The sequence below is a fragment of the Kribbella sp. NPDC056951 genome (genome assembly GCF_042674205.1).
Classification (GTDB): Bacteria; Actinomycetota; Actinomycetes; order Propionibacteriales; family Kribbellaceae; genus Kribbella; species Kribbella yunnanensis.
In genome coordinates, this window is sequence record NZ_JBHUQZ010000014.1 from 71,635 (window position 1) to 94,037 (window position 22,403).

Annotated in this window: 21 protein-coding genes and 1 pseudogene; 10 read left to right on the forward strand and 12 right to left on the reverse strand. The window is 68.1% G+C overall.

Features of this window, described 5'->3' with window-relative positions; genetic code table 11:
• Position 1 precedes the first annotated feature (1 nt).
• The 3 genes from ACFTSF_RS35695 to ACFTSF_RS35705 all read left to right on the forward strand — a co-directional run bounded on the left by ACFTSF_RS35695 (position 2) and on the right by ACFTSF_RS35705 (position 2,167).
• Positions 2 to 562: an NADAR family protein gene (locus tag ACFTSF_RS35695; protein ID WP_380159316.1), complete on the forward strand. Its 561-nt coding sequence runs from the start codon at positions 2 to 4 to the stop codon at positions 560 to 562.
• Between the two features lie 43 nt (positions 563 to 605).
• Positions 606 to 1,313 carry a hypothetical protein gene (locus tag ACFTSF_RS35700; RefSeq protein WP_380159318.1) on the forward strand — a complete coding sequence of 236 codons (708 nt, stop codon included), beginning with the start codon at positions 606 to 608 and terminating at the stop codon, positions 1,311 to 1,313.
• Positions 1,314 to 1,429: 116 nt separating this feature from the next.
• Positions 1,430 to 2,167, forward strand: a complete 738-nt coding sequence (locus ACFTSF_RS35705; protein ID WP_380159320.1) for a hypothetical protein — start codon at positions 1,430 to 1,432, stop codon at positions 2,165 to 2,167.
• Here ACFTSF_RS35705 and ACFTSF_RS35710 read toward each other — a convergent pair.
• Positions 2,116 to 3,024 carry an alpha/beta fold hydrolase gene (locus ACFTSF_RS35710; RefSeq protein ID WP_380159322.1) on the reverse strand — a complete coding sequence of 303 codons (909 nt, stop codon included), beginning with the start codon at positions 3,022 to 3,024 and terminating at the stop codon, positions 2,116 to 2,118. The two genes, ACFTSF_RS35705 and ACFTSF_RS35710, sit on opposite strands and share 52 nt — an antisense overlap.
• 203 nt (positions 3,025 to 3,227) lie before the next feature.
• Entirely contained in the window at positions 3,228 to 5,018 is a 1,791-nt protein-coding gene (locus ACFTSF_RS35715) for a protein kinase (protein WP_380159324.1), read from the reverse strand.
• Positions 5,019 to 5,067: 49 nt separating this feature from the next.
• Between ACFTSF_RS35715 and ACFTSF_RS35720 the strand changes: the two genes are divergently transcribed.
• The 6 genes and pseudogenes from ACFTSF_RS35720 to ACFTSF_RS35745 all read left to right on the forward strand — a co-directional run bounded on the left by ACFTSF_RS35720 (position 5,068) and on the right by ACFTSF_RS35745 (position 9,880).
• The gene (locus ACFTSF_RS35720; RefSeq protein WP_380159326.1) at positions 5,068 to 5,628 is read left to right on the forward strand and encodes an RNA polymerase sigma factor; all 561 of its coding nucleotides are present in this window, start codon (positions 5,068 to 5,070) and stop codon (positions 5,626 to 5,628) included.
• A 113-nt stretch (positions 5,629 to 5,741) separates the two neighbouring features.
• Entirely contained in the window at positions 5,742 to 5,873 is a 132-nt protein-coding gene (locus ACFTSF_RS35725; protein ID WP_344149539.1) for a hypothetical protein, read from the forward strand.
• A gap of 40 nt (positions 5,874 to 5,913) precedes the next feature.
• Positions 5,914 to 6,918 carry a dihydroxyacetone kinase subunit DhaK gene (dhaK, locus tag ACFTSF_RS35730; protein WP_380159328.1) on the forward strand — a complete coding sequence of 335 codons (1,005 nt, stop codon included), beginning with the start codon at positions 5,914 to 5,916 and terminating at the stop codon, positions 6,916 to 6,918.
• Positions 6,915 to 7,526 carry a dihydroxyacetone kinase subunit DhaL gene (gene dhaL / locus ACFTSF_RS35735; protein WP_380159330.1) on the forward strand — a complete coding sequence of 204 codons (612 nt, stop codon included), beginning with the start codon at positions 6,915 to 6,917 and terminating at the stop codon, positions 7,524 to 7,526. The genes dhaK and dhaL overlap by 4 nt, the downstream gene beginning before the upstream one ends.
• Positions 7,523 to 7,924 (forward strand): annotated as a pseudogene (gene dhaM / locus ACFTSF_RS35740) (dihydroxyacetone kinase phosphoryl donor subunit DhaM); the annotation flags it as partial. The gene dhaL and the pseudogene dhaM, both read left to right, overlap by 4 nt.
• Positions 7,904 to 9,880, forward strand: a complete 1,977-nt coding sequence (locus tag ACFTSF_RS35745) for an HPr family phosphocarrier protein (protein WP_380159549.1) — start codon at positions 7,904 to 7,906, stop codon at positions 9,878 to 9,880. The pseudogene dhaM and the gene ACFTSF_RS35745, both read left to right, overlap by 21 nt.
• Here the strand turns inward: ACFTSF_RS35745 and ACFTSF_RS35750 are convergent.
• From ACFTSF_RS35750 to ACFTSF_RS35770, 5 genes are all read right to left on the reverse strand, one after another.
• A complete protein-coding gene (locus tag ACFTSF_RS35750; RefSeq protein WP_380159332.1) occupies positions 9,877 to 10,524 on the reverse strand; it encodes a hypothetical protein in 648 nt (215 codons plus the stop codon). The genes ACFTSF_RS35745 and ACFTSF_RS35750 overlap by 4 nt on opposite strands.
• 114 nt (positions 10,525 to 10,638) lie before the next feature.
• Positions 10,639 to 11,184 (reverse strand): GNAT family N-acetyltransferase, encoded by a 546-nt coding sequence (locus ACFTSF_RS35755; RefSeq protein WP_344149531.1) that lies wholly within the window; start codon positions 11,182 to 11,184, stop codon positions 10,639 to 10,641.
• A gap of 9 nt (positions 11,185 to 11,193) precedes the next feature.
• Positions 11,194 to 12,237: a DUF1707 domain-containing protein gene (locus tag ACFTSF_RS35760; protein WP_380159334.1), complete on the reverse strand. Its 1,044-nt coding sequence runs from the start codon at positions 12,235 to 12,237 to the stop codon at positions 11,194 to 11,196.
• 73 nt (positions 12,238 to 12,310) lie between these two features.
• Positions 12,311 to 13,027, reverse strand: coding sequence for a hypothetical protein (locus tag ACFTSF_RS35765; protein WP_380159336.1), 717 nt, complete (start codon positions 13,025 to 13,027; stop codon positions 12,311 to 12,313).
• A gap of 10 nt (positions 13,028 to 13,037) precedes the next feature.
• The gene (locus ACFTSF_RS35770; protein WP_380159338.1) at positions 13,038 to 15,467 is read right to left on the reverse strand and encodes a beta-L-arabinofuranosidase domain-containing protein; all 2,430 of its coding nucleotides are present in this window, start codon (positions 15,465 to 15,467) and stop codon (positions 13,038 to 13,040) included.
• A gap of 90 nt (positions 15,468 to 15,557) precedes the next feature.
• Between ACFTSF_RS35770 and ACFTSF_RS35775 the strand changes: the two genes are divergently transcribed.
• Complete coding sequence (locus tag ACFTSF_RS35775) at positions 15,558 to 16,538, forward strand: LacI family DNA-binding transcriptional regulator (protein ID WP_380159340.1); 981 nt, start codon at positions 15,558 to 15,560, stop codon at positions 16,536 to 16,538.
• Here the strand turns inward: ACFTSF_RS35775 and ACFTSF_RS35780 are convergent.
• The 5 genes from ACFTSF_RS35780 to purS form a co-directional block, all read right to left on the reverse strand.
• Positions 16,527 to 17,003, reverse strand: a complete 477-nt coding sequence (locus tag ACFTSF_RS35780; RefSeq protein ID WP_344149521.1) for a DUF1707 domain-containing protein — start codon at positions 17,001 to 17,003, stop codon at positions 16,527 to 16,529. The two genes, ACFTSF_RS35775 and ACFTSF_RS35780, sit on opposite strands and share 12 nt — an antisense overlap.
• Before the next feature lie 68 nt (positions 17,004 to 17,071).
• The gene (gene purL / locus ACFTSF_RS35785; protein WP_380159342.1) at positions 17,072 to 19,333 is read right to left on the reverse strand and encodes a phosphoribosylformylglycinamidine synthase subunit PurL; all 2,262 of its coding nucleotides are present in this window, start codon (positions 19,331 to 19,333) and stop codon (positions 17,072 to 17,074) included.
• A complete protein-coding gene (locus ACFTSF_RS35790) occupies positions 19,323 to 21,404 on the reverse strand; it encodes a hypothetical protein (protein ID WP_380159343.1) in 2,082 nt (693 codons plus the stop codon). The genes purL and ACFTSF_RS35790 overlap by 11 nt, the downstream gene beginning before the upstream one ends.
• Positions 21,404 to 22,072 carry a phosphoribosylformylglycinamidine synthase subunit PurQ gene (purQ, locus tag ACFTSF_RS35795; protein ID WP_380159345.1) on the reverse strand — a complete coding sequence of 223 codons (669 nt, stop codon included), beginning with the start codon at positions 22,070 to 22,072 and terminating at the stop codon, positions 21,404 to 21,406. The genes ACFTSF_RS35790 and purQ overlap by 1 nt, the downstream gene beginning before the upstream one ends.
• Entirely contained in the window at positions 22,069 to 22,320 is a 252-nt protein-coding gene (gene purS, locus ACFTSF_RS35800) for a phosphoribosylformylglycinamidine synthase subunit PurS (protein WP_380159347.1), read from the reverse strand. The genes purQ and purS overlap by 4 nt, the downstream gene beginning before the upstream one ends.
• Positions 22,321 to 22,403 lie beyond the last annotated feature (83 nt).

The window sequence follows — 22,403 nt, forward strand, 5'->3', positions numbered from 1 at the left end:
GATGCCTCGTGATCGTGCAGAGCTTGAGCGGCTGGTTGCTGCTGGGAAGCGGTTCAAGTACGTGCTGTTCTGGGGGCATGAGCCGGAGCGGGACGGGAGTTTGGGCCCGGGCTGTTTGAGCCAGTGGTGGAAGGCGCCGTTCGTGGTGGACGGCGTCAGGTACGCGACGACCGAGCACTTCATGATGGCCGGCAAGGCGAGGACCTTCGGCGACGAGCAGACACTCGCCGAGATCCTCGCCGCGCCGAGTCCCGCACAGGCCAAGGCCCTTGGCCGCAAGGTGCGGAACTTCGACACGGCGATCTGGGCGGAGCATCGGTTCGACATCGTGGTTGCGGCGAACGCGGCGAAGTTCAGTCAGTACGACGATCTGCGTGCGTACCTGCTCGGGACGAAGGACCGGGTCCTGGTCGAGGCCAGTCCGGTGGATCGGATCTGGGGGATCGGGTTGGCGGCGGACGACGTACGGGCTCAGGAGCCTAGGCAGTGGCGTGGACTCAACCTGTTGGGTTTCGCGTTGATGGCGGTACGGCGGGAGCTGGCGGGCGACACCCCAGGATGAGTCGGTTTGGTTCGGTGGGTGGGGTGCCTGAGAAGATGGCTCGGTGCGGGTGAAGCGGGTGGTACTGGTCGGCGGGTTGCTGCTCGCGACCGCCCTCGGCGTCGCCGGAGGTTATTACGCCGGCGAGCTGACCAAACCGTCGTACCCGATCGCCTCCGGAGTGCCTGCTCCATTGGGCGGAGTCTCGGTCCCACCAACCACTGCGCCACTGCCCCGGAAGACCCCGGTGCCGAACGGCTATGAAGCCCTCTTCCCCGAGGACCTCAAGTTCCACTGGCAGACGTACACCGTCGAGATGCCCGGGCAGCCGTCCGTCACGTTGTCGATACGGGTACCGATCGGGTGGAAGGACTCGGTGACCAAGAAGGGCGAGATCAAGGTCACCGATCCGGAGGGCGTGCGGTGGATCCGGCTGGCGACCGTCTATCCGATCAAGCAGTCCGCGCGGCAGAGACGTGATCAGTTGATCCCCGGCCTGAAGGCCAACGTCTCGTACGAGGACACCTTGAAGCTCGCCGGGCAGTCCGACGACAACATCACCGGCACCGACGGCCAGACCCGGCAGGTGTCGGTGTTGAAGTACTCCTACATTCCGGAGCAGTGGACTCGGCCGGTGCTCGTTCAGTACGTCACCACCCCCGGCCAAGACGGTGCGAACGTCGAGATGTCGATCACCGGACTGCCACAGGACCAAAAGGCACTCGACCGGATCGCCGAAGAGGCAGCGGCATCGGTGACGCCGCAGGACTGAGACAATCTCAGTTGGTACTGGTGGAGTTTCATGGAATTGTTACCCGGCTGATGCAACCTTGAGCCGGAGTCCGCGGTCTTCTCCAGTAGACGGGTTTCTGGGGAGGTGGGGCAGGCATGGCACGTCGGGGGACTGCAGTGCTGGCATCCGGACTGGTGGCGATCATCGCCCTCGGCGGAGCCGGCGGTTATGGCGTGGGCTGGTTGACCGCCCTCGACCGCTCAACCACGGCCACCGGCAAAGCCATGCCCCTAGGCCAGATCAAAGCCGTCACAACCCCAGCCCCAACCCCGACCCCCACACCGGAGCCGGACGATCCGCGCAATCCGATCCCGGACAACAGCAAGCCGCTGCGGACCGGCGATCTGAACTACCGGTCGCGCACCTTCACAGTGCAGGGCACGCTCAAGTCGGAGATCACCCTGGACCTCCCCGACGGTTGGGCCTACATCGCCCAGGATCCGCCGAACAACGCGCGCTTCAACGAGCCTATCGGCAAGCGTTGGGTGCGAGTCGAAGGCGGCTTCCCGCTGACTCGGCCGCCGGCCACCTCGATGGCGATCCGGGTCAAGAAGCTGCTCAAGCTACCCAAGAACCAGCACGTCACGATCCTCTCCCAGATCGACGACGGCCACACGGCCACCCTGACCTACAAGTACGTGCCCGGCCGCGACCTGTCGCCGAATGCGATCTTGCGCTACGGCTTCATCCGCTGGGTAGCGGACGACAGTGGTGACGTCATGGTGGAAATCGCCGTGACTGGGCTTCCGCAGGATGCGGCGGCGTTGCGGGACATCTTGGATCACGCTTCGGAGAGCGTGGAGCGGCGCGACACCCCGCTCGCGCCGTCCTGAGACGCGCGCAGGAACGGTAGGAGGCGGCTCAGCGTCTCGGCCGGGGCTTCTTCGGCCATGAAGTGGCCGGCCTCGACGGTGGTGCCGGTGACGTTGTCGGCCCATTGCCGCCAGATCCCCACCGGGTCGTCGTACCACTCGGCAACAGCCCCCGCCGGGTCCCACACAGCGAGCACGGGACAACTGATCCGCCGTACGCCGCGATCTGCCCGGTCGAGGGCGTCGTCGATCGTCGCGGCAGCGCGGTACTCCTCGCAGATCGCGTGCACCGTCTCCGGGTCCTCGAAATGCCGGATGTATTCCGCCCGCACCTCCGGCGGAAACGCATCACCAGCCGCCCAACTGTCGAGCAGATGGTTGACGAACACGTCGGGCGCCCGGCCGATCAGCGTCTCCGGAATCGGCGCCGGCGCCGCCAGGAACGACCAGACCCAATAGCCGAGGGCGAATTCCTTGTCGGCTCGCTCGAACACGTCCCCGGTCGGTACGACGTCCAGTACCGCGAGGCGGGTGACGACCGCCGGATCGTCGAGCGCCATCCGGTAGGCACACCGCGCGCCACGATCGTGGCCGACGACAGCGAACTCGTCGTACCCGAAGGTCCGCATCAGCTCGACCTGTTGCCGAGCCAGCGCTCGCATCGAGTGCTCACCCGAGGCGGTGCTGTCCCCGAAGCCGCCCAGATCGGTGGCGACCACCATGAACTCGCGGGCCAGCTCCGGGGCGACCCGGTGCCACATCACGTGTGACTGCGGGAATCCGTGCAGGAGCAGGACAGCGGGACCGTGCCCGCCCCGGCGGCCGTGGATGGTGGCGCCGGAGACAGGTACGTCGAACTCTTCGAACCCTTCGAACATTTAAGCCCGGTACCCACCGGGCCGAGGGGTCAGCAGTCGACCGGCCAGATGGTGCGGAAGATGCTGGAGCGCAGCCGGTAGAAGCGGCGGCGGGTGGACTGGATCAGGGCAGGGGACGGGCGGAGCCGTTCCGTGGTGACACGCACAGGGGTTTCCTCGGACAGGTCGAACGACAGGGGCAGGCGCTCATCCCCCCTGTGGCCTCAGCCGGTGAAGTTGACCGAGCCGGCGATTTTGCGGGCCAGCTTGCGGTCGTTGTCCGGTAGCAGAACCTGGATGAGCATCGAGTTGTTGGTCCCCGTCACCACAACTCGTTGGAGGAGCATACCCCTGCCCGGACCGCAATTTTGCCAGACCTGCTCGCTGAACGCGTTGTCACCCTGACCGAACGCAGTCGGTTCTTCCTTGATCTCGCACTGGAAGTTGTCGGTGGTGGTGAGCTTGACCTGGTCGGCCTTGATCCCGGCCAGACCGACGAACACGCCGGCGCTCGAACCCCATTCGCCGGCCTTGCTGATCCGCACGGCCGGGCTCTGCGCCTTGGCGCCCGGCGGCTGCCACGGCTCCTCGGCGACCGACTGCAGCCAGCCTCGGGGCACGCTGAGCCCGATGCCGCTGTAGCTCACGGCAACCAATTCCCGGGCGGACAAGTACCGCTGGCCGAGGAAGCCGGCGCCGCCGCCGATCAGCAGGGCCAGTACGGCGGCAATCACCCAGCGACCGCGTCGCCGCTTACGGGGTTTCGCGGGAGCTGTGGTCTCGCCGAGACCGCTCGCGATGCCGACCGATGCGGCCTCGACCGTCGCCGACTCATCGCCCGCGGCACCGGATCCCGTCGTACCGGCCTTGGATGCGGATGCCGTCGTACTGGACTTGGATTCGCTCTCGACGGTCGCGCTGGTGGCGGATGGGGTGCCCGGCTCGGCGGCCTTGGCTTCGGCTTGGGCCTTCTTGGACTTGGGTTTCTTCTTGCCCGTCTCCGCGGGAGCCGTGGTGGCCAGGGCTGCCGTGGGGTTGGCGACGGTCTCGTCGTCGTCCGCCGCGACTGTTTCGCCGGACTTCACGATGGTGGGCTGGTTGGCGTCGCTGAGGGCGGTGACCTCGCCGTCATCGTCGGAAGCCTCGCCGAGCGTGATGGTGGGGCGGACCTTCGTGAGGATGCCGTGGGTGGTCTCGTCGAGGGCGCCGACGAGCTCGCGGGTGAACGTCGGTACGTCGGGCCAGCGCTTCGTCCGGTCCGGGTCGAGGGCGCGCACGATCGCCGCGTCGACCTGGTCCGGCAGCTCGAAGCCGAGGGTGCTCGGGGGCGGCGGGGCGGTCACCCGGCCGGCGGCGCCCAGGCCGTCCACCTGGTGCGGCGAGCGGCCGGTGAGTGCGGCGTACGCGACGGCTCCCAGCGAGTACTGGTCGGCGCGCTGGTCGAGCCGCTCACCCATCGCCTGCTCAGGGGCGACGTACGACGGGGTGCCGCCGGGGAGCGTGATTCTCGACACCTCGTCGAGGGACTTGCCGAGGCCGAGGTCGGACAGGACCGCGCGCTCGCCGTCGTCGTCGGTGCTGCGGAACAGCACGTTCGCCGGCTTCACGTCGCGGTGCAGCAGGCCGCGCCGGTGCAGCGCCTGGAGCCCGCGGCCGACCTGTACGACGACGTCGACGGCCGCCGCGAGCGGTAGCGGCTCCTTCTTCAGGCGGTCCGCGAGCGTGCCGCGGTCGGCGTACGTGAGCACCAGGAACGGCCTGCCGTCCTCCAGTTCACCCACATCGTGGACCTGGACAACATGCTCGGACTCGACCCGGCGCAGGAACCGGCCCTCCTCGAGGAACCGGCGGCGGACGGTGTCGTCGTGCCCCCAGTTGTCCGCGAGCACCTTGATCGCCACTTCGGCGTCCAGTTGCTCATCGTGAGCGAGCCATACCGTAGCGAAACCGCCTGAGCCCAGGCGTCGGCGCACGACGTAACGGCCTAGTCTGGTTGGGACCCCCATACAAGGCATTATGTAGTACGGAGAGTCCCTGACCGGGGCCGAGACAGTAAAGGCGCAGATGAGCGAGAGCACCAGCCCGACCGACGAGCTCGCCACGCTGGCCGAGCAGGCCCAGGCGGGCGACAAGAACGCGATGGACGACCTGCTCCGGCTGGTCTACCCGCGCGTCCTGCGGATCTGCCGCAGCGTCCTGCCGTATTCGGCGGACGCCGAGGACGCAGCCCAGGAGGCCCTGCTCAACATCGCCACCAAGATCAACTCGTTCTCGGGCCGGAGCAGCTTCTCGACCTGGGTGCACTCGGTCGCGGCCAACTCGGCCCGCTCGACCTACCGCAAGCTGAAGCGCACCGCCCAGGCCGCGCACAACCCCGAGACGATGGAGAAGCCGGACCCCCGGACCACCTCCGTCATCGCCGGCACCCGCCTGGACCTCCTGGAAGCCCTGGAGACGCTCGAACGCGACCGCCCCCAGATGGTCACCCCACTCGTCCTCCGCGACGTCTACGGCCTCTCCTACGAGGAAATCGCCGCCGAGGTCGGCGCCCCGCTGGGCACCGTCAAGTCCCGCATCCACGACGCCCGCGAGGTCGTCCGCCCCCTCCTGCGCCCCAAGGACTGACCCCAGCTCCAACCGCTCGAGCCCCCGGTCCTGAACCGGGGGCTTTTGCGTTCCCGCGATCCGCCGTACTATCTCTACTGAAACAGTCGTGTCAGTAGCGCTGGGGGTGTGCGATGCCCGATCGACTCCGAGTGAGCCGTGCCCTGCGGTGGCGATGGCGGCTGGACGACGCGCGCGAGGTGCTGCGCCGGCACGAGCAGGTCGTCCGACTGCATCTGGCCCGCACCTACAACTGGACGCACTGACGGGCTCCCGTCGGGGCTGTGCTTGTGCTCAGATGGGGGCATGAAGAAGCTCATCAACGACCCTGCCGATGTTGTGAGTGAAGCGCTGGCCGGTATGGCGGCGGCGCATCCGGACCGCTTACGGGTGGACCATGAGAACCGGATCGTTTACCGCAAGGAGGCGCCGCGACCGGGGAAGGTCGGGCTGATCTCCGGGGGTGGATCCGGACACGAGCCGCTGCATGGCGGGTTTGTCGGGCTGGGGATGCTGGATGCGGCGTGTGCGGGTGAGGTGTTCACCTCGCCGGTGCCCGACCAGATGATGGCGGCGACGAAGGCGGTCGACGCGGGGGCCGGCGTACTGCACATCGTGAAGAACTACACCGGCGACGTGATGAACTTCGAGATGGCTGCTGAGCTTGCTGCAGCCGACGCCGGTACCGAGGTGTTGTCCGTGGTGACGAACGACGACGTGGCGGTGCAGGACAGTCTGTACACGGCCGGTCGTCGCGGGGTTGGCGTGACCGTGCTGCTGGAGAAGATCGTCGGCGCGGCGGCCGAGGAGGGGCGTTCGCTGCAGGAGGTTGCGGACCTCGCCCGGAAGGTGAACGACAACGGGCGCAGTATGGGGATGGCGTTGACGTCGTGCACGGTTCCGGCGGCGGGGAAGCCGACGTTCGACCTGGCCGAGAACGAGATGGAGGTCGGCATCGGCATCCACGGCGAGCCCGGCCGCCAACGGTTGCCGCTGGCACCGGCCCGCGAGGTCGCCTCGCTACTCGTCGACCCAGTGGTGTCGGATCTTCCTTATACACAAGGTGATTCGGTCATTGCCTTCGTCAACGGTCTGGGCGGCACGCCGTTACTCGAGCTCTACCTGATGTACAACGAGGTGGCGCAGATCCTCGACCGCGCGGGAATCACCGTGGCCCGCTCGCTGGTCGGCAACTACATCACCTCGCTGGAGATGGCCGGCTGCTCGGTCACCCTGCTGAAGGTCGACGACGAACTGGTCCGCCTCTGGGACGCGCCCGTTAACACCCCCGGCCTACGGTGGGGTTCATGATCGACAAGTTCACCGACTGGCTGCGGGATTCGGCGAAGGTGTTGCACGAGAATGCGGCGTACCTGACTGAACTCGATTCGGCGATCGGGGACGCGGATCACGGGGCCAACATGGATCGTGGGTTCGCGGCCGTGGTCGCCGTACTGGACGAGACTTCGTTCGAATCGGTCGACGAGTTGCTGAAGAAGGCCGGGATGACGCTGGTCAGCAAGGTCGGCGGGGCGAGTGGGCCGCTGTACGGGACGTTTTTCCTGCGCTTCGGTACGGCGCTCGCGGGGGTCGACGTGACGCCGGAAGCGATCGGATCGGCCTTGCGGGCCGGAGTTGACGGCGTACTGGCGCGCGGCAAGGCCGAGCTGGGAGACAAGACCATGTACGACGCGTGGGCGCCGGCCCTCGATGCGTACGACGCTGCGGTCGGGGATGGGCTCGCGGCTGCACTTGCCGCGGCCGCTGAGGCGGCGGCGAAGGGACGGGATGCGACTGTGCCGTTGGAGGCGCGGAAGGGGCGGGCGAGTTACTTGGGCGAGCGGAGTATCGGTCACCAGGATCCGGGCGCGACGAGTACGACGCTGTTGCTCGAGTCGGCCGCGCGGACGCTCGCATGATCGGGATCGTGGTGGTGTCGCACAGTCATGCGCTGGCGACCGCGGCCGTCGGGCTGGCGTCCGAGATGGTTGCTGATAGCAATCAGCCGGTGATCGTCGTGGCGGCCGGGCTGGACGAGACGACGTTCGGTACGGACGCGGTGTCCGTGTCCGAGGCGATCGCGGCGGCGGACTCGGCGGACGGCGTACTGGTTCTGCTGGATCTGGGGAGTGCGGTGCTCAGTGCTGAGCTGGCGCTGGAGTTCATCGATCCTGAGGTCGCTGAGCGGGTCAGATTGACCAGTGCTCCGCTGGTCGAGGGATTGGTGGCGGCGGTCGTGACGGCGGCGACCGGTGCGTCGCTGGACGCGGTCGCTACTGAGGCTGAGCGTGGCCTGCTGGGGAAGCAGGAACACCTCGGTGCCGGACCTGCTCCGGAGACAGCGGCTGCGGTCGAGTCCGGGCAGAGCGTAGAGGTTGTCGTGAGCAACCAGCACGGCCTGCATGCCCGGCCGGCGGCCCGACTCGTCGGGCTGGTGAATGGATTCGACGCCCGGGTCACCGTGACTGACGTAGACACCGGTCACGGGCCGGTCGACGCAGGCAGTCTCAGCATGGTTGCGACGCTGAACGCGATCCGTGGGCACCTACTGCGGTTCGCTGCCGAAGGTCCGGAGGCGGACGAAGCTCTGGCCGCAATCCAGGATCTGGCCACGGAGAACTTCGGGGACGACGAGCCCGCCCGCTTCCCCAAGCGCCTCGGCGCGCCGGTCGAGGGGGACAACGGAGGCTCCGGACTGGACGTCGCGTTCGGTCCGGCCGTGCTTGCCAGCGGCCTCGTCGACGTGAGTGGATATGTTGCCGGTGACAACGAGTCGGCTCGCCTGGACGCAGCAGTCGAGGCGGTCGCCGACGAGCTGCGGAGGCTGCGCGATGCAAGCCCGGACCTCGGTGGGATCTTCGAGGCACAGCTCGCGCTCTTGACGGATCCCCAGCAACTGAAGGAGATTCGCGAGGTCCTGGACCGCGGGGCATCCGCGGTGAATGTCTGGCAGAAGGTTTTCGATCGGCTGGCCCAGCGGTTCGAGGAACTGCACGATGCGTACCAGCGGGAGCGCGCGCAGGACGTGCGGGCGGTGCGTGACCGGGTGCTGCGGCATCTGACGCACACCACGGAGGACAGCCCGATCGAGGTCGAGACCGAGCAGCCCGCCATCCTCGTCGTACCGGAGTTGGACGCGGCCACCGCGGCAACGCTGGACGGCAAGCGATTTGCGGGCGTTGCGGTGCGGGCGGCCGGGGCGACTGGGCACGGCGTGATCGTGGCTCGGTCGCGCGGGATCCCGCTGATCACCGGGATCGGCGATGTGGACGTGCCGGCCGGCGCTGTGGTGGCGTTCGATGCCCGCAAGGGTTCGTTCGAGATCGAGCCCGACGTGGAGCGGGTCCGGGCGACGATCGCGGAGCGCGTGGCCGAGCAGGAGCAAGCGGCCATCGAGGCGGAGTTGCCGGCCGTAACCGTTGACGGCCGCACGGTTGCGGTGCTGGTCAACGTCGGCACGGTGCATGACGCGCTCGCGGTGCGGGGCGCGGACGGATCCGGGCTGGTGCGAACTGAGCTGCTGTTCGGCGAACGTCGTACGGCGCCAACCGTTGCCGAGCAGGTCGAGGCGTTCCGGGCCGTGGCTGCTGCGCTGCCGGGTAAGCCGATCACGATCCGCACGTGGGATGTCGGTGGCGACAAGCCGCTGCCGTTCCTGCCGCAGGACCACGAGGACAACCCGTTCCTCGGTGAGCGCGGGCTACGGGCGTTCCGACGACAACCGGAGTTGCTCCGCGACCAGCTCGAGGCGGTCCGGCAGATCGCGGCTGAGATCCCCGTGCACGTGATGTTCCCGATGGTCACCACGGCCGATGAGGTCGCCTGGGCGCTGGACGAGCTCGGACCGCGCCCGGACGGTCTGAAGGTCGGCATCATGATCGAGGTGCCCGCGGCCGCGCTGCGAGTCGCCACGCTGACCCCAGACCTGGACTTCGTCAGCATCGGCACGAACGACCTCACGCAATACGTGACCGCGACCGACCGGACGAACCCGGCGGTGGCTGCGCTGGCGGACGGGCTGGACCCGGCCGTGCTGCAGCTGGTCGATCACGTCGTCCGCAATGCCGGCGTACCGGTGGGTGTGTGTGGTGACCTGGCCAGCAACCCGCAGGCTGCCGTCATCCTCGCTGCGCTAGGTGTGCACGAGTTGAGTGCTATCGCTCCGCAGGTCCCGCTGGTGAAGGCCAGACTGCGGGAGGCCGACCTCAGACTGATCGACACCGCCGCAGTACTGGCTGCGCGTGATGGGGATCAGGTGCGTGGCCTCCTCTAGTTGCGGAGCCTGTAGTAGCGGAGCTCGACCAGGTTGAAGCCGGACGTGCGCTGGGGCTTGGTGGGGAGCGTGTAGCTCTCCCCAGGCTCCAGGTAGGTCACGTCCGGGTTGTCGAGGTCCAGGTCGACCACCAGGGCCGGGTAGGCGCCGGTGCGCCAGGTGTAGGACTCCCCCGCGTCCGGGGTGACGTGCTGCACCCGTACGTCGTCCTCGTCGACGACCACCTTCGCCGGGACCTCACCGACCTCGTCGAACCCGGCCTCAGCGGTAGCGGCCGCGGTGTACGGCTCACCGGACGCTTCCTCCCCCAGATCCAGCAGCTCGATCAGCCGGTTCAGGTACGGCGCGTCGCCGTCGTTCGTCAGCATGTGAACCGGAGACACCGGCCGGTAGACCGAACCGCCCACCGTCTCGCTCAACTCGCGGGCCGCACTCCCGTCGAGCCAGTCCATGTGACACGGAGAGGTGGACAGACAGAGCACGACGTACGGGTTGTGGTGCAGGTGCCAGCCCTGCGCCTCCTTCGGCGCCAGTGCGACCTCCCACACGCGCACACGGGAGTTCTTCAGCAGCACGCGAGTCCCGATCTCACCGAGTACGACCTCGGTGCCGTCGGGAGCGGTGGCGATGGTACCAGCAGTCATGAGGTCCCTTTTCTGGACTGAGGAATGGAGGGAGCGAAGCGACTGGAATGACGAGGGAAGAAAAGGAGCCAAGACCTCATGACTCGCCGCCCCGGAGGGGTGGCATTTGTACAGTCATGCGGTCTTCTCCTCGATCGAGCGTTCCATGGCTACGCCTGCCAGTACGACGCCGTCCGGCATCGGCAACTCGGCAGGCGCCACTTCGACGAACCCAAAAGCCTTGTACAGCGGCACTCCGGGCAGCGTCGCCATCAGAGCCAGCCGCGTGAACCCCTCTGCCCGCGCTGCGTCGGTACACGCGGTCAGAATCGCCCGGGCCAGTCCCCGACGTGTCCAGTCGCTCCGCACGAACATCGCGCGGATCCGCGCCGGCTCGGTCGCCGGATCCAGCAGTCGCTCGTCGGCACCCGCCGTACTGGCGTTGAACAGCTTGTTCCGCCGGCTCCACCCACCGCACGCCACGATCTCCCCGCCAACCTCGTGCACGTAGTACGTGCCGTCGTCGATGAGCGCGGGATCCAGCGTGGTGATGTGCTCAGCCGCACTGGCCGTCTCAACAGCGTCATGGAACGCCGGAAACAACTCCAGCACCGACGCACGCCCCAACGCCGCCACCGCGGCGCTGTCCTCCCGCACCGCCAACCGCAACACAGGCTCCACGCCCCCAGGCTAATTCACCCTGCGGCGAGCCCAGGACCAGACCAGGAAGTTCCACACCACCGCACCGCCTACAAGCAGCAGGCCGAACACGACATCATCCACGTCGTCATGGCCGTTGATCAGTGCCAACCCCATCAGCCCGAAGAAGACCGACACGATGGACGTGCAGCCTGCGGCCCCCGACCGCCACCCGGGTGCAGGCTTCCCTGCCGACTCCTCGTCCAGCGACGGCGCCGGCAGACCCTCGAAGACGGCACCGAGATCGCGACGCGTGCTCGCGGCGTACAGCAGGTCGGTCCGGCGCTGCAGCTCCGTGATGTCGATCCGCCCGGCTCCAAACTGCTCAGCCAATGCAGTGGAGCACACCTCCCGGTCGCTGTCGCTCAGCAGCATCCTCGACGACGGCACCACGGCAGCCGGACGGCGGCGCCCCCGCTCGGTCGCAGCCGCACCCAGCACCTTCCCCAGCGCGCTCATCGGCGACTCGGCGAACTCACGAACCAGCTTCAGCCGCCCGACCCCACCTTCGGTCAGCTCGTACTCGGTCTCCAGACCGTCCTGTTCCAGGCGGACTACGAACGTTTCCGCGACCAGCTTGTCGAGGGCCGCCCGTACGTCGTTCGCCGGCGCACCCGTTCGCCGTACCAGCTCGGCTTGGTCGAGCGCAGCGTGCTCCAACTGCTCGACCAACGCCTGTTCCAGCGCCGGATTGCCTTGCTGTTGCGGTGGCGTCTCCCCCGCCCAGGTCCAGGTGACCAGCTTCGGCTTCGCCGGCTCTTCTACCGGCGCACGCCGCCACTCCTGCCCAGCACGAGCCTCGGAGTACTCGCGGTGGCCCTTCAGCCGCTTCACGCCGGTCATCGTCAACCTGAAGGTCCCCTGCGGCTGGCGCGCGACGTGCCCACGCGCCACCAGCGGATCAAGCACCAACTGCACAGCCGTCTCCGACACCCCGGCCCGCCTGGCCAGCTCGGCCTGAACCAGCTCAGCCCCCTCCAGATGCGCAAGCACCGCAAACTCCAGCGCCGAGTTCCCCACCCGAACCCCCTCCATAGCCCCAGACCCTCATCCTCCCGCAGGACGAGGGCCCGGCGCTGCCTCACCCGAATGCCAAAAGCTGCAGCGGCTAATTCGTCCTGCGACGAGCCCACGACCGGATCCGTCGCCACGCCGGTACCCGCGGGACCTCGTCCACCGGACGCGGCGGACTGACCGGAGGCAGTTCCTGCTTGGGCCGCCGCTGTTGTTGCAGCGCGACGAACACGAACTTGCCGGCTGCACCGTCCGGCGTTGCCAGGATGCTGCGGATGAACATGAGCCGGCTCCGACCGGCTGGAGTGAGGACGTAGGCGTCCGGCCGGTCATCGTTCAGTCGCACAGCGACGCACTCCCACGCGACCAGAGCGTCCAGAGCCGGCCGCAGGACACCAATCGATGTCTCGGTGCGCTGCGCCAGCTCATCTCTGGTCAAGCTGGAGTGCTCGAGGTGTCTCATCACCGCGTGCTCCACGGCCGCCCGGTTCGCGCTGCTCGTCGGCTGCTCGTCCGCCCTGGTCAGCGCCTCTCCCCTGCGCGCTGCGGCGTGCTTCCAGTCGGCTGCCGCCTGTTCCTCGGAGAAGCCACGGAGCCGCATCAGCCGCGCGGCGCCACGGTGCGTGAGGTGGTAGCTCGTCGGCTCCTGCTCGTCCGGCTTGGCGTCAACCAGCTCGCCGGAAACCAGGTGGTCGAGGAGTCGCTGCACAGCCCTCTCCGAAGAACCGGTCCGGCGGGCCAGTTGCGCGCAGATCAGGTCGGCGTGTTCCAGGTGCGCCAGCACGGCGAGCTCCAGCGCGGTAGTCCCCACCTGGACATTCTCACCCGAACGCTAGGTGCAAGAGTCCTCCGGAGAATGTCGGGCGCAGTGCGGCCTCCACTCGCAGGTACTGCGCTCGGACCGGCGTGAACGTGGTGGTGTTCAGGCGGTCGCGGTCTACCCCGTACGGCGTGGGGTTCGCGACCGGGCGCCAAGTCGAACCGTCGAGCCACAGCACGCGCCAGGACGCCGGGACGCGGCACTGGCCGAAGCCGGTGTCGTCGAACCAGTACGCCGATGCCTGTCGCAGTTCGCGCACCTCTCGCAGGTCGTACTGGATCCACTCGGTGGAACCGCGTCGGTCCCACCAGGTGAAGCGTGGGATGGAGGTGTCGGCGGAGGACGACGGGAGTCGGCCGTCGTCGGGGGCTTCCAGGGAGTCGCCGTCGTAGACGTGTGAGGCGGTGATGCGGGTTCGGCGACGCCACTCTGCGCCGGTGGACGAGACCTGGGGGAAGGAGGTGATGCGGAGGCGGGCGGCGCCCATGGGGATCAGGGTGACTGTTTCGTCCGGCTGGGTGGATCGGGCTGGGCTTGGTTGCAGTCGGCCGACTACGTTCTCGCTGTCGGTCTCCCATTGGGGCATGCGGCGGGCCTTCGTGGTTAGCGCCAGCGGGACACCTGCGGTGGTGAACGGGTCCGCGCCGGGTGTGGGAGTCCGCCGTACGAGGGTGAATCCGGCATCTGGCACCAGACCGTAGTTCCACGGGGAGTCCGGGTGTACGGCGAGCTCGGGCCAGTCCGTCGTACCGCCGATGCGCTCGTAGCGCTCGCTGATCGCCAGTGAGTAGGTCAGCGGGCCGCGGTCAACCGACACCGAGTCCTGGTTGCCGTCCCACTGCCTGGTGCGGACCTGCATCGGTAGCACCAGCTTCACGCGGTCGCCGGAACGCCATGCGCGGTCTAGCTGCATCCAACCACCTTCCGCACGGACTCGGGAGCGCTTGCCGTTAACTGTGACCGAGTACTCGTCTGCCCAGCCAGGGACCCTTAAATACAAGGGGAAACGGGAGGAGCCCTGCACAGTGAGGTTGATGGTGTCACCGAACGGGTAGTCGGTGTCCTGCACGATGCTGACGGTCTCGCCGCCACCCACCTTCGCAGTCACCTTGCTGGCGGCGTAGAGCGAGGCGGCCAGGCCGTTGTCGGTGGTGGCCAGCCACAGCTCCTGGGCGTAGTACGGCCAGCCCATGCCGTAGTTGTGCGGACAGCACCGGTACTGGTGGATGCCGTACTTGTAGGCCAGCATGGCGAACCCGTTCTGGAACTGCCCGTGCTTGATGGTGTCGTCGAGCTCCACGCTGTTCGCGCAGGTGATGTAGTGCATCACCTTCTGCTGTGGGTCGTACGACGCTGTGAGCGAGTTGAACGCCAGCTCTTCGCACCGGTCGGCCCACACGGTCTCACCGGTGAAGCGGGACAGCATCTCGAAGCTGTGCATCAGCTCGACGATGCCGCAGGTCTCGAACCCTTGCCGCGGATCACCGAACCCCGGCCGCGAGTTCTCGTCCCCCGCGAACCCACCGCCCGGGAACTGACCGTACTGCCCCATCACCGTCGCATAGTTCCGGTACGTCGCCGCCCGGTGCTGCTCGTTGCCCGACAAAAGCCAGTACTGCAAGGGCTCTCGGAACCCCTGAGCCAGATTGACGTTGTGCCAGGTCGGAATGCCGTTGACGTAGTCAGCCGAGCCGGAGTGCATCTTGTTGACCAGGTCGAGCAGCCATGACTCACCGGTGCGGTTGTAGAGCCAGTACGCACTGTCGATGTTGTCGCCCCAGCGGAACGCACCCCACGACCGGTTGAACACCTCCGGCGGCTGCGTGTTCTGGAACCGCAGGTACTTCGTCATGAACGGTATGACGCGCTGGTCGCCGGAGTACTCGTACCAGGACCGGACCGCCGCCAGCAACGGCATGCCCGGCCAGAAGTCGGGGCCACCCTGCAGAGAGGTCCGCAACCGGTCCGGACCGAACCAGCCATCTGCTGCCTGCGTCCGGATGATGCCGTCGATCCACCGCTGCGCTCTGGTCAGTACGCCGGCGTCACCGGTGACGTAGCCGAGATCGCCGAAACCGCGGAGCCAGTACGGCAACTCCTCCCAGGCGTCCTTGGCCCGGTCGACCCAGCCGTTGCTGTCGTAGACCAGGAAGTCGGAGATCTCGTCGTACCGGCCGTTCAGGCCGTTGACCTGCAGCTTCAGTTGCTGGGCCAGCCAGCCGCGGGCCTCGATCGCACCCGGCGGCAACTTCTGGAACGGCACCGGTCGCAGCGGCGCCCGCTGCGGAACGTAGTGCCCGCCACGGCCGGCGGGTGGGCCGAGTGGTCGAGCGGCTTCGGCGGTGGACGGTTCGACGGCGCTCACGGCAGCCGCCGCGGCCAGGGTGACACCGAGGAATTCACGACGCGGGAGTCCTTTCGGAACGGTCATGGCAGTCCCTGCTTTCGGGTGATTCGGGGGCGGACGATCACACGAGCACGGAAATACGGCACACGTTTTCCGTCCTGCTAAGGTAACACCATGAAACGCCCGGCGGTACGAATCACGGATGTCGCGGCACTGGCCGGGGTCTCCGCCGGGACGGCCTCGAAGGCCCTCAACAACACCGGCCAGCTCAGCCAGGACACCCGAGAGCGAGTACGCCGTGCTGCGGCTCAGCTCGGCTTCACCCCTGACGTTCGCGGCCGCGCCCTGTCGTCGGGGCGCACGTTCACAGTCGCCCTGCTGACCACCGACAGCTCTGGTCGGTTCAGCATCCCGATCATGCGTGGCGTCGAGGATGTGCTCAGTGCGGGCGAGCTGGCGACCGTGTTGTGCGACACCCGCGATGACCCGCTGCGTGAGCAGAGCTATCTGCGGTCGATGGTCGCACGGGGTGTCGACGGCATCGTCGTGACCGGCCGCCGCACCGAGCCGCGCCCGCCGATCGACGTACCGCTGCCTGTCGTCTATGCGCTGGCTGCGTCGGCCGATCCGGCAGATGCCTCGGTGATCGTCGATGACGCCGCCGGTGCGGCCGCTGTCATCACCCACCTGCGCACTCTCGGCCGCAGCCGGATCGCCCACGTCACCGGTCCTGCGGACCACCGGTCCGCCGTGGAGCGGGCTTACGCGATGAGCAGCAGCACGCTCGTCGGCGAACCGCTCTTCGGCGAGTGGAGTGAGCAGTGGGGTCGGCAGGCCACCGACCTCGTTCTGCGCGCGCATCCGGACGTCGACGCCATCACTTGTGGCAGTGACCAGATCGCCCGCGGGGTGTGCGACCGCCTCCGCGAGCTGGGTCGCGCCGTACCGGGTGAGATCGCCGTCACCGGCTACGACAACTGGCCGGTGATGGCGCTCGCGAGTCGACCCCCGCTGACGTCGGTGGATCTGCGGCTCGAGGAGCTCGGCCGCCGGGCCGCGAACCTCCTCCTGGACGCCATCGCCGGCAACCCGCACCACGGCGTACTGGAACTGCCCGCCCAGCTCGTCCCGCGGGAGTCGACGCTAGGAGCCTGACTGGCCTCGGCGAGCCCAGCGGAACGCGACGGCCGTCCACAGGAGAGCCGGGATGCCGAACACGGCGGCTGCGACCTCGCGGCCGAAGACCAGGAACACGAGTCCGAGCAGGAAGAACGGCGCTGCCAGCCACACTGCGCCGACGAACGCGGCCCAGCGCCAACGTCCCGTCGGCCGGGGTGTCGGCCGATAGAGCGACGGCGTGGGCAGGCCGGCGAAGATCGGCTGCAGGTCGGCATGCGTGACCGCCTCATGCAGCCGGTCCACCCGCAGGTGCAGCTCAGCCTCGTCGAGCCGCCCCACCGCGAACTGCTCAGCAAGCTCGTCCGTGGCGATCCGGCGTTCCTCATCGGTCAGCCGGACGTTGGCCATGCGTCGCCGCGCAGCGACAACGCGCGCCTCCTGTCCGGCCGCCGCCGCCCGACCCATCAGGTCCGCCGGCTTCACCGGGCGCCGCTCCACCATCCCACTCACCTCACACTCTCTCCTTCGAGTGTGCCAGACGATGGGGCAGCGCCAAGTGCACGTAAGGGTCAGGCCAGGGCTGCGGGGAGGGTTGCGGTCCAGACCTCGCGGAGTTCGGTGAGGGGGATCTCGAAGTGGTCTTGGACGTCCAGGGTGTCGCCGGTGATGACGCCGATCTTGGTGTGCGGGAAACGGCGGGCGGTGCACATGTCGGTGAACCGGACCTCTTCGGTCCGCGGTACGGCGACGACCGCGCGGCCGGCGGATTCCGCGAACAGGAACAGGAAGGGGTCCAGGTTGTCGGGCGCCCAGACGCGCGCACCGACACCGCCACGCAGTGCCGACTCGACCAGGGTCTGGGCGACACCGCCGTCGCTGACGTCGTGCGCGGCGTCGATCAGGCCGTCGCGGGACGCGTTGATCAGGATGTCGGCGAGCTGCTGCTCGGCCGCCAGGTCGACGGCGGGCGGACGGCCGCCGAGGTGACCGTGGACGACGTGCGCCCACTCCGAGCCGGACAGCTCCTCGGCGGTCTCGCCGAGCAGGTAGAGCTGGTGGCCCTCCATCTCGCCGGTGAAGCCGATCGGCGTACGGCGGGTGACGTCGTCGATCACACCCAGTACGCCGATGACCGGCGTCGGGAGGATCGCCACGTCACCGGTCTGGTTGTAGAACGACACATTGCCACCGGTGACCGGGATACCGAGCTCCTTGCAGCCGTCGACCAGGCCGCGGATGGCCTCGGTGAACTGCCACATCACGGCCGGGTCCTCAGGGGAACCGAAGTTCAGGCAGTCGCTGACGGCGACCGGGCGGGCGCCGGTGGTGGCGACGTTGCGGAAGGACTCGGCGAGCGCAAGCTTGGCGCCGGTGTACGGGTCCAGCTTGGTGAAGCGGCCGTTGCAGTCGGTCGAGACCGCGACGCCGAGACCGCTGGTCTCGTCGACCCGGATCATCCCGCTGTCCTCGGGCTGCGCGAGCACCGAGTTGCCGAGCACGTACCGGTCGTACTGGTCGGTGACCCAGGACTTGTCGCACAGGTTCGGCGAACCGACCAGCTGCAGCAGGGTGTCCCGCAGCTCGGCCGAGGTCGTTGCACGCGGCAACTTCTCCGCGCCGTCGGCCTGCAGGTCGTCCTGCCAGTCCGGCCGCGCGAACGGCCGGTGGTAGACCGGGCCGTCGTGGGCGACGCTGCGCGGCGGTACGTCGACCACGCGCTCGCCATGCCAGTCGATCTCGAGCTTGCCGGTGCCGGTGACCGCACCGATCACGTCGGCCTGCACGTCCCACTTGGCGCAGATCTTGAGGAACTCCTCGACGTTCTCCGGCGTGACGCAGGCCATCATCCGTTCCTGCGACTCGCTCATCAGGATCTCCTCCGGCGACAGCGAGGCGTCGCGCAACGGGACCTTGTCGAGCTCGATCCGCATCCCACCGTCACCGGCGCTGGCCAGCTCCGAGGTCGCGCAGGACAGCCCGGCGCCGCCGAGGTCCTGGATACCTTCGACCACGTTCGCCTGGAAGAGCTCGAGCGTGCACTCGATCAGCAGCTTCTCCATGAACGGGTCGCCGACCTGGACCGCCGGCCGCTTGGTCGGACCGCCGTCCGCGAAGGTCTCGCTGGCCAGGATCGACACGCCGCCGATTCCGTCGCCACCGGTCTTGGCGCCGTACAGGATCATCTGGTTGCCGACGCCGGTCGCGTTGGCCAGGTGCAGGTCCTCGTGCCGCATCACACCGACACACAGCGCGTTCACCAGCGGGTTGCCGATGTACGTCGGGTCGAAGACGACCTCGCCGCCGATGTTCGGCAGGCCGAGGCTGTTGCCGTAGCCGCCGATCCCGGACACGATCCCCGGGAGCACGCGCTTGGTGTCCGGAGCGTCCAACGGGCCGAAGCGCAGCGGGTCCATCACCGCGACCGGGCGGGCGCCCATCGCGATGATGTCGCGGACGATGCCGCCGACCCCGGTGGCCGCACCCTGGTAGGGCTCGACGTACGACGGGTGGTTGTGCGACTCGACCTTGAAGGTGACCGCGTAGCCCTCGCCGATGTCGATCACGCCGGCGTTCTCACCGATGCCGGCGAGCATCTTGCCGGCCGGGGTCTCCTGCGGGATCTCACCGAACCGCTTGAGGTGCACCTTGGACGACTTGTACGAGCAGTGCTCGCTCCACATCACCGAGTACATCGCCAGCTCGCAACTGGTGGGACGGCGACCCAGGATGTCGCGGATCCGCTGGTACTCGTCCGGCTTCAGACCGAGCTCGGCCCACGGCTGCTCGACGTCCGGGGTGCTCTCGGCGTTGGTGACGGTGTCAGTCGACACTTTTGGACTCCTGCACTAGGTGGGACTCAGGTGAAACGGTACTGGGCTGCTCAGCGGTGATCAGATGCGCCACCAGCAGTGGTGCGGCGAAGCCGGTCATGATCGCGGGCAGTGCGACCCCGGCGTCGTTCAGGAGCATGCCGACCAGGCCACAGGTCGACAGCGCCAGCAGAGTCGGCCGGATCATCGGCAGACTGGTGTAGAAGGACCGGTACGCCGGGAACGGGACCCGCCCGGGGAGCACAGTCGCCAGCATGGCGAGCACCACCCCGACGAGCATCGCCCAGCCGGCCGGACCGTTGAAGAACGCGAGAGCCATCTGCAGCTTGCGGATCAGCACGTCACTGACGTCACCGTCGAGCAACCGCGCGAAGAACGTGCCGAAGTGACTGCGCTCGTCAGCCGGCCGCAGATAGTCGAGGAAGGCAACCGCAGTCACCGCCAGTACGCCGGCCACGCCCACACCGATCAGTGCGCGGAACGTGATGCTGCCGCGCCAGGTGAGCCAGGCCATCAGCAGTACCGCCGGGGTCAGCGCGATGATGCCGCCGAAGTCGGTCCCCCAGCCCGGTCTGCCGTCCACGACGATCGCAGCGCCGCCAATCGCCAGCACAGCAAGGGCTGCTTGCACCCTGCTCTTGTCGATCAGCTTCTGCGCGGCCCAGCCGGCAACGACGAGCGCTGCGACCGCCAGCGTGGCGAAGGTCGAGTTCCCGAAGCCATAGAACCGGCCACCGATCACAGGTCCGTCGGTGAACATGCTGCCGAACTGCAACGGCGTACCGAGCACACCGTCGACCAGGAGGATCGCGTAGGCCGCCAGTGCGATGCCGAGGAACGCGTAGGCCTTCAAGAAGACCTGGGTGAGGACGGCGAACAGCGCGCTGATGCCCAGGACCACGCAGTACAAGGAGAAACCAGGTGCCGGCCAGCGCCACCAGACGGTCGCGGTGGACAGGAAGACCGCGATGAAGAAGCCGCCCTGGGTCAGCAGCGTGAAGTTGAAGGTACGGCGCGCGCGGGGGCTCCGGGTGAACCAGAACCAGGCGAGGGCGAGCAGTTCAGCGACCAGGATGGTCATCGACACCGCAACCAGCATCGGCCGCGGCTGCTCGAACCGCTGGTTCGTGTCCAACCGGTCCTCGATCACCGCAGCCGCATCGGTATGGCGATCGCCGTCGAAGCCGATCGGCGTTCCGTCGAGCGGTCCGGCTGTCTCGGCGCCGGCGGGGTCGACAGTGGGCGCCTCCCGCCCGCGCAGGATCGTCGCGGTGACATCGGTCAGCTGGATCAGACCGGGCCGACGGGTGCTGTCACTCGTCAGCCAGCGCGGACCGTCGTCCGGTGGGAGCTGCATCGCGACCAGCGGCTCCTGGTGGGCGTTGGCCAATTCCTGGGCGACGCCGACGAGCAGTACCCAGCCATCGGCCGCGCGAGCCTGTGCGACCAGCTCTGCAACCTTCCGGCGCGCTTCCTCGCGGCCCTCGCGCGGTGGCATTGCCCCCGCGTCGATGATCGCGTCACGGCACTGGTTGCTCGCCAACCGCTGCTGGTCGAACTGCGGCCACCAGTTGTTGACCGTGCCGTCGGTGCGGGCCAGTGCGACCGCAGCACCCGGGCCGAAGCCGCACATCGGGTACCCGGCCTGGCCGAGCCGACCCAGCGGTGCACCGGTGTGGTGCTGCGCCTGGCGGTCGACGTACGTCTGCCAGTCGGCAATCTTCCCGTCGGTCACTGCAGGCAGTTGGGCACACGGCTGGCCGAGGACACTGCCCCAGGCACGCGTCCCGGCGCTGATGGTCAGCCAGCCGTCGACCGGGCAGGTGTTCGGACCGGCCGACTTTACGGTGATCGAGCCGACGTGCGACTGGTTCACGAGGGCGGTCAGCTCGGGGGACGCCTGTACGTCGTGCCAGGTCAGACCCGGTACGCCGATCACCACGACCTTCGCGATCAAGCTGGTCGGCTGGGCGGACGCCGTACCGGCTCCGGCTCCGGCGCAGGCCAGAAGACCGGCAGTAGCGACAAAGAGGGTGCGGAGCAGGATGCGCCGCAGCCCTGAGCGTTTCATCAGGAGGCGACGACGGCCTTCAGCACCGAGGTGAAGAAGCCCAGGCCGTCCGTAGTCGGTCCGGTGAGAGTCTCGACGGCGTGCTCCGGGTGCGGCATCAGGCCGACCACGTTGCCGCGCTCGTTGCTGATCCCGGCGATGTCGCGGTACGAGCCGTTCGGGTTGCCGAGGTAGCGGGCGACCACCCGGCCCTCACCCTCCAGCCGGTCCAGCGTGGCCTCGTCGGCGACGAACGAACCGTCCTGGTTCTTCAGCACGATGGTGATCTCGTGGTTCGCGTCGTAGTCGCTGGTCCACGCGGTGCGGTTGTTCTCGATCCGCAGGCCCTGGTCCTTGCAGACGAACTTGCGGTGGTGGTTCTTGATCAGCGCACCCGGGAGCAGGTGCGACTCGCACAGCACCTGGAAGCCGTTGCAGATCCCGAGCACCGGGAGACCCTCGCCCGCCTTCTTGATGATGGTCTCCATCACCGGGGCGAACCGGGAGATCGCGCCGGCGCGCAGGTAGTCGCCGTACGAGAAGCCGCCGGGCAGGACGACCGCGTCGACCCCGTGCAGGTCGGCGTCGCCGTGCCAGAGCGCGACCGCCTCGGCACCGGCCACCGCGGCCGCGCGGCGGGCGTCGGCGTCGTCCAGCGAGCCGGGGAAGGTGACGACCCCGATCTTCACTTCTCGTCCTCGACGTGCAGGGTGAAGTCCTCGATCACCGAGTTCGCCAGCAGGGTGTCGGCGGCCCGGCGGATCTCGGCGACCCGTTCCTCGGTCGCCTCACCGTCCAGGGTGATCTCGAACCGCTTTCCCTGCCGGACGTCGGCCACGCCGTCGAAGCCGAGCCGGCCGAACGCGCCGTGCACCGCCTTGCCCTGCGGGTCGAGGATCTCGGGCTTGAGCATGACGTCGACGACAACGCGAGCCACTGACTACTCCAGGTCTCGTTCCGGGGTGACGCCCTGAATCCTACCGACCAGGCGCCGGAATCCCGCATTCGCCGGACTATTCA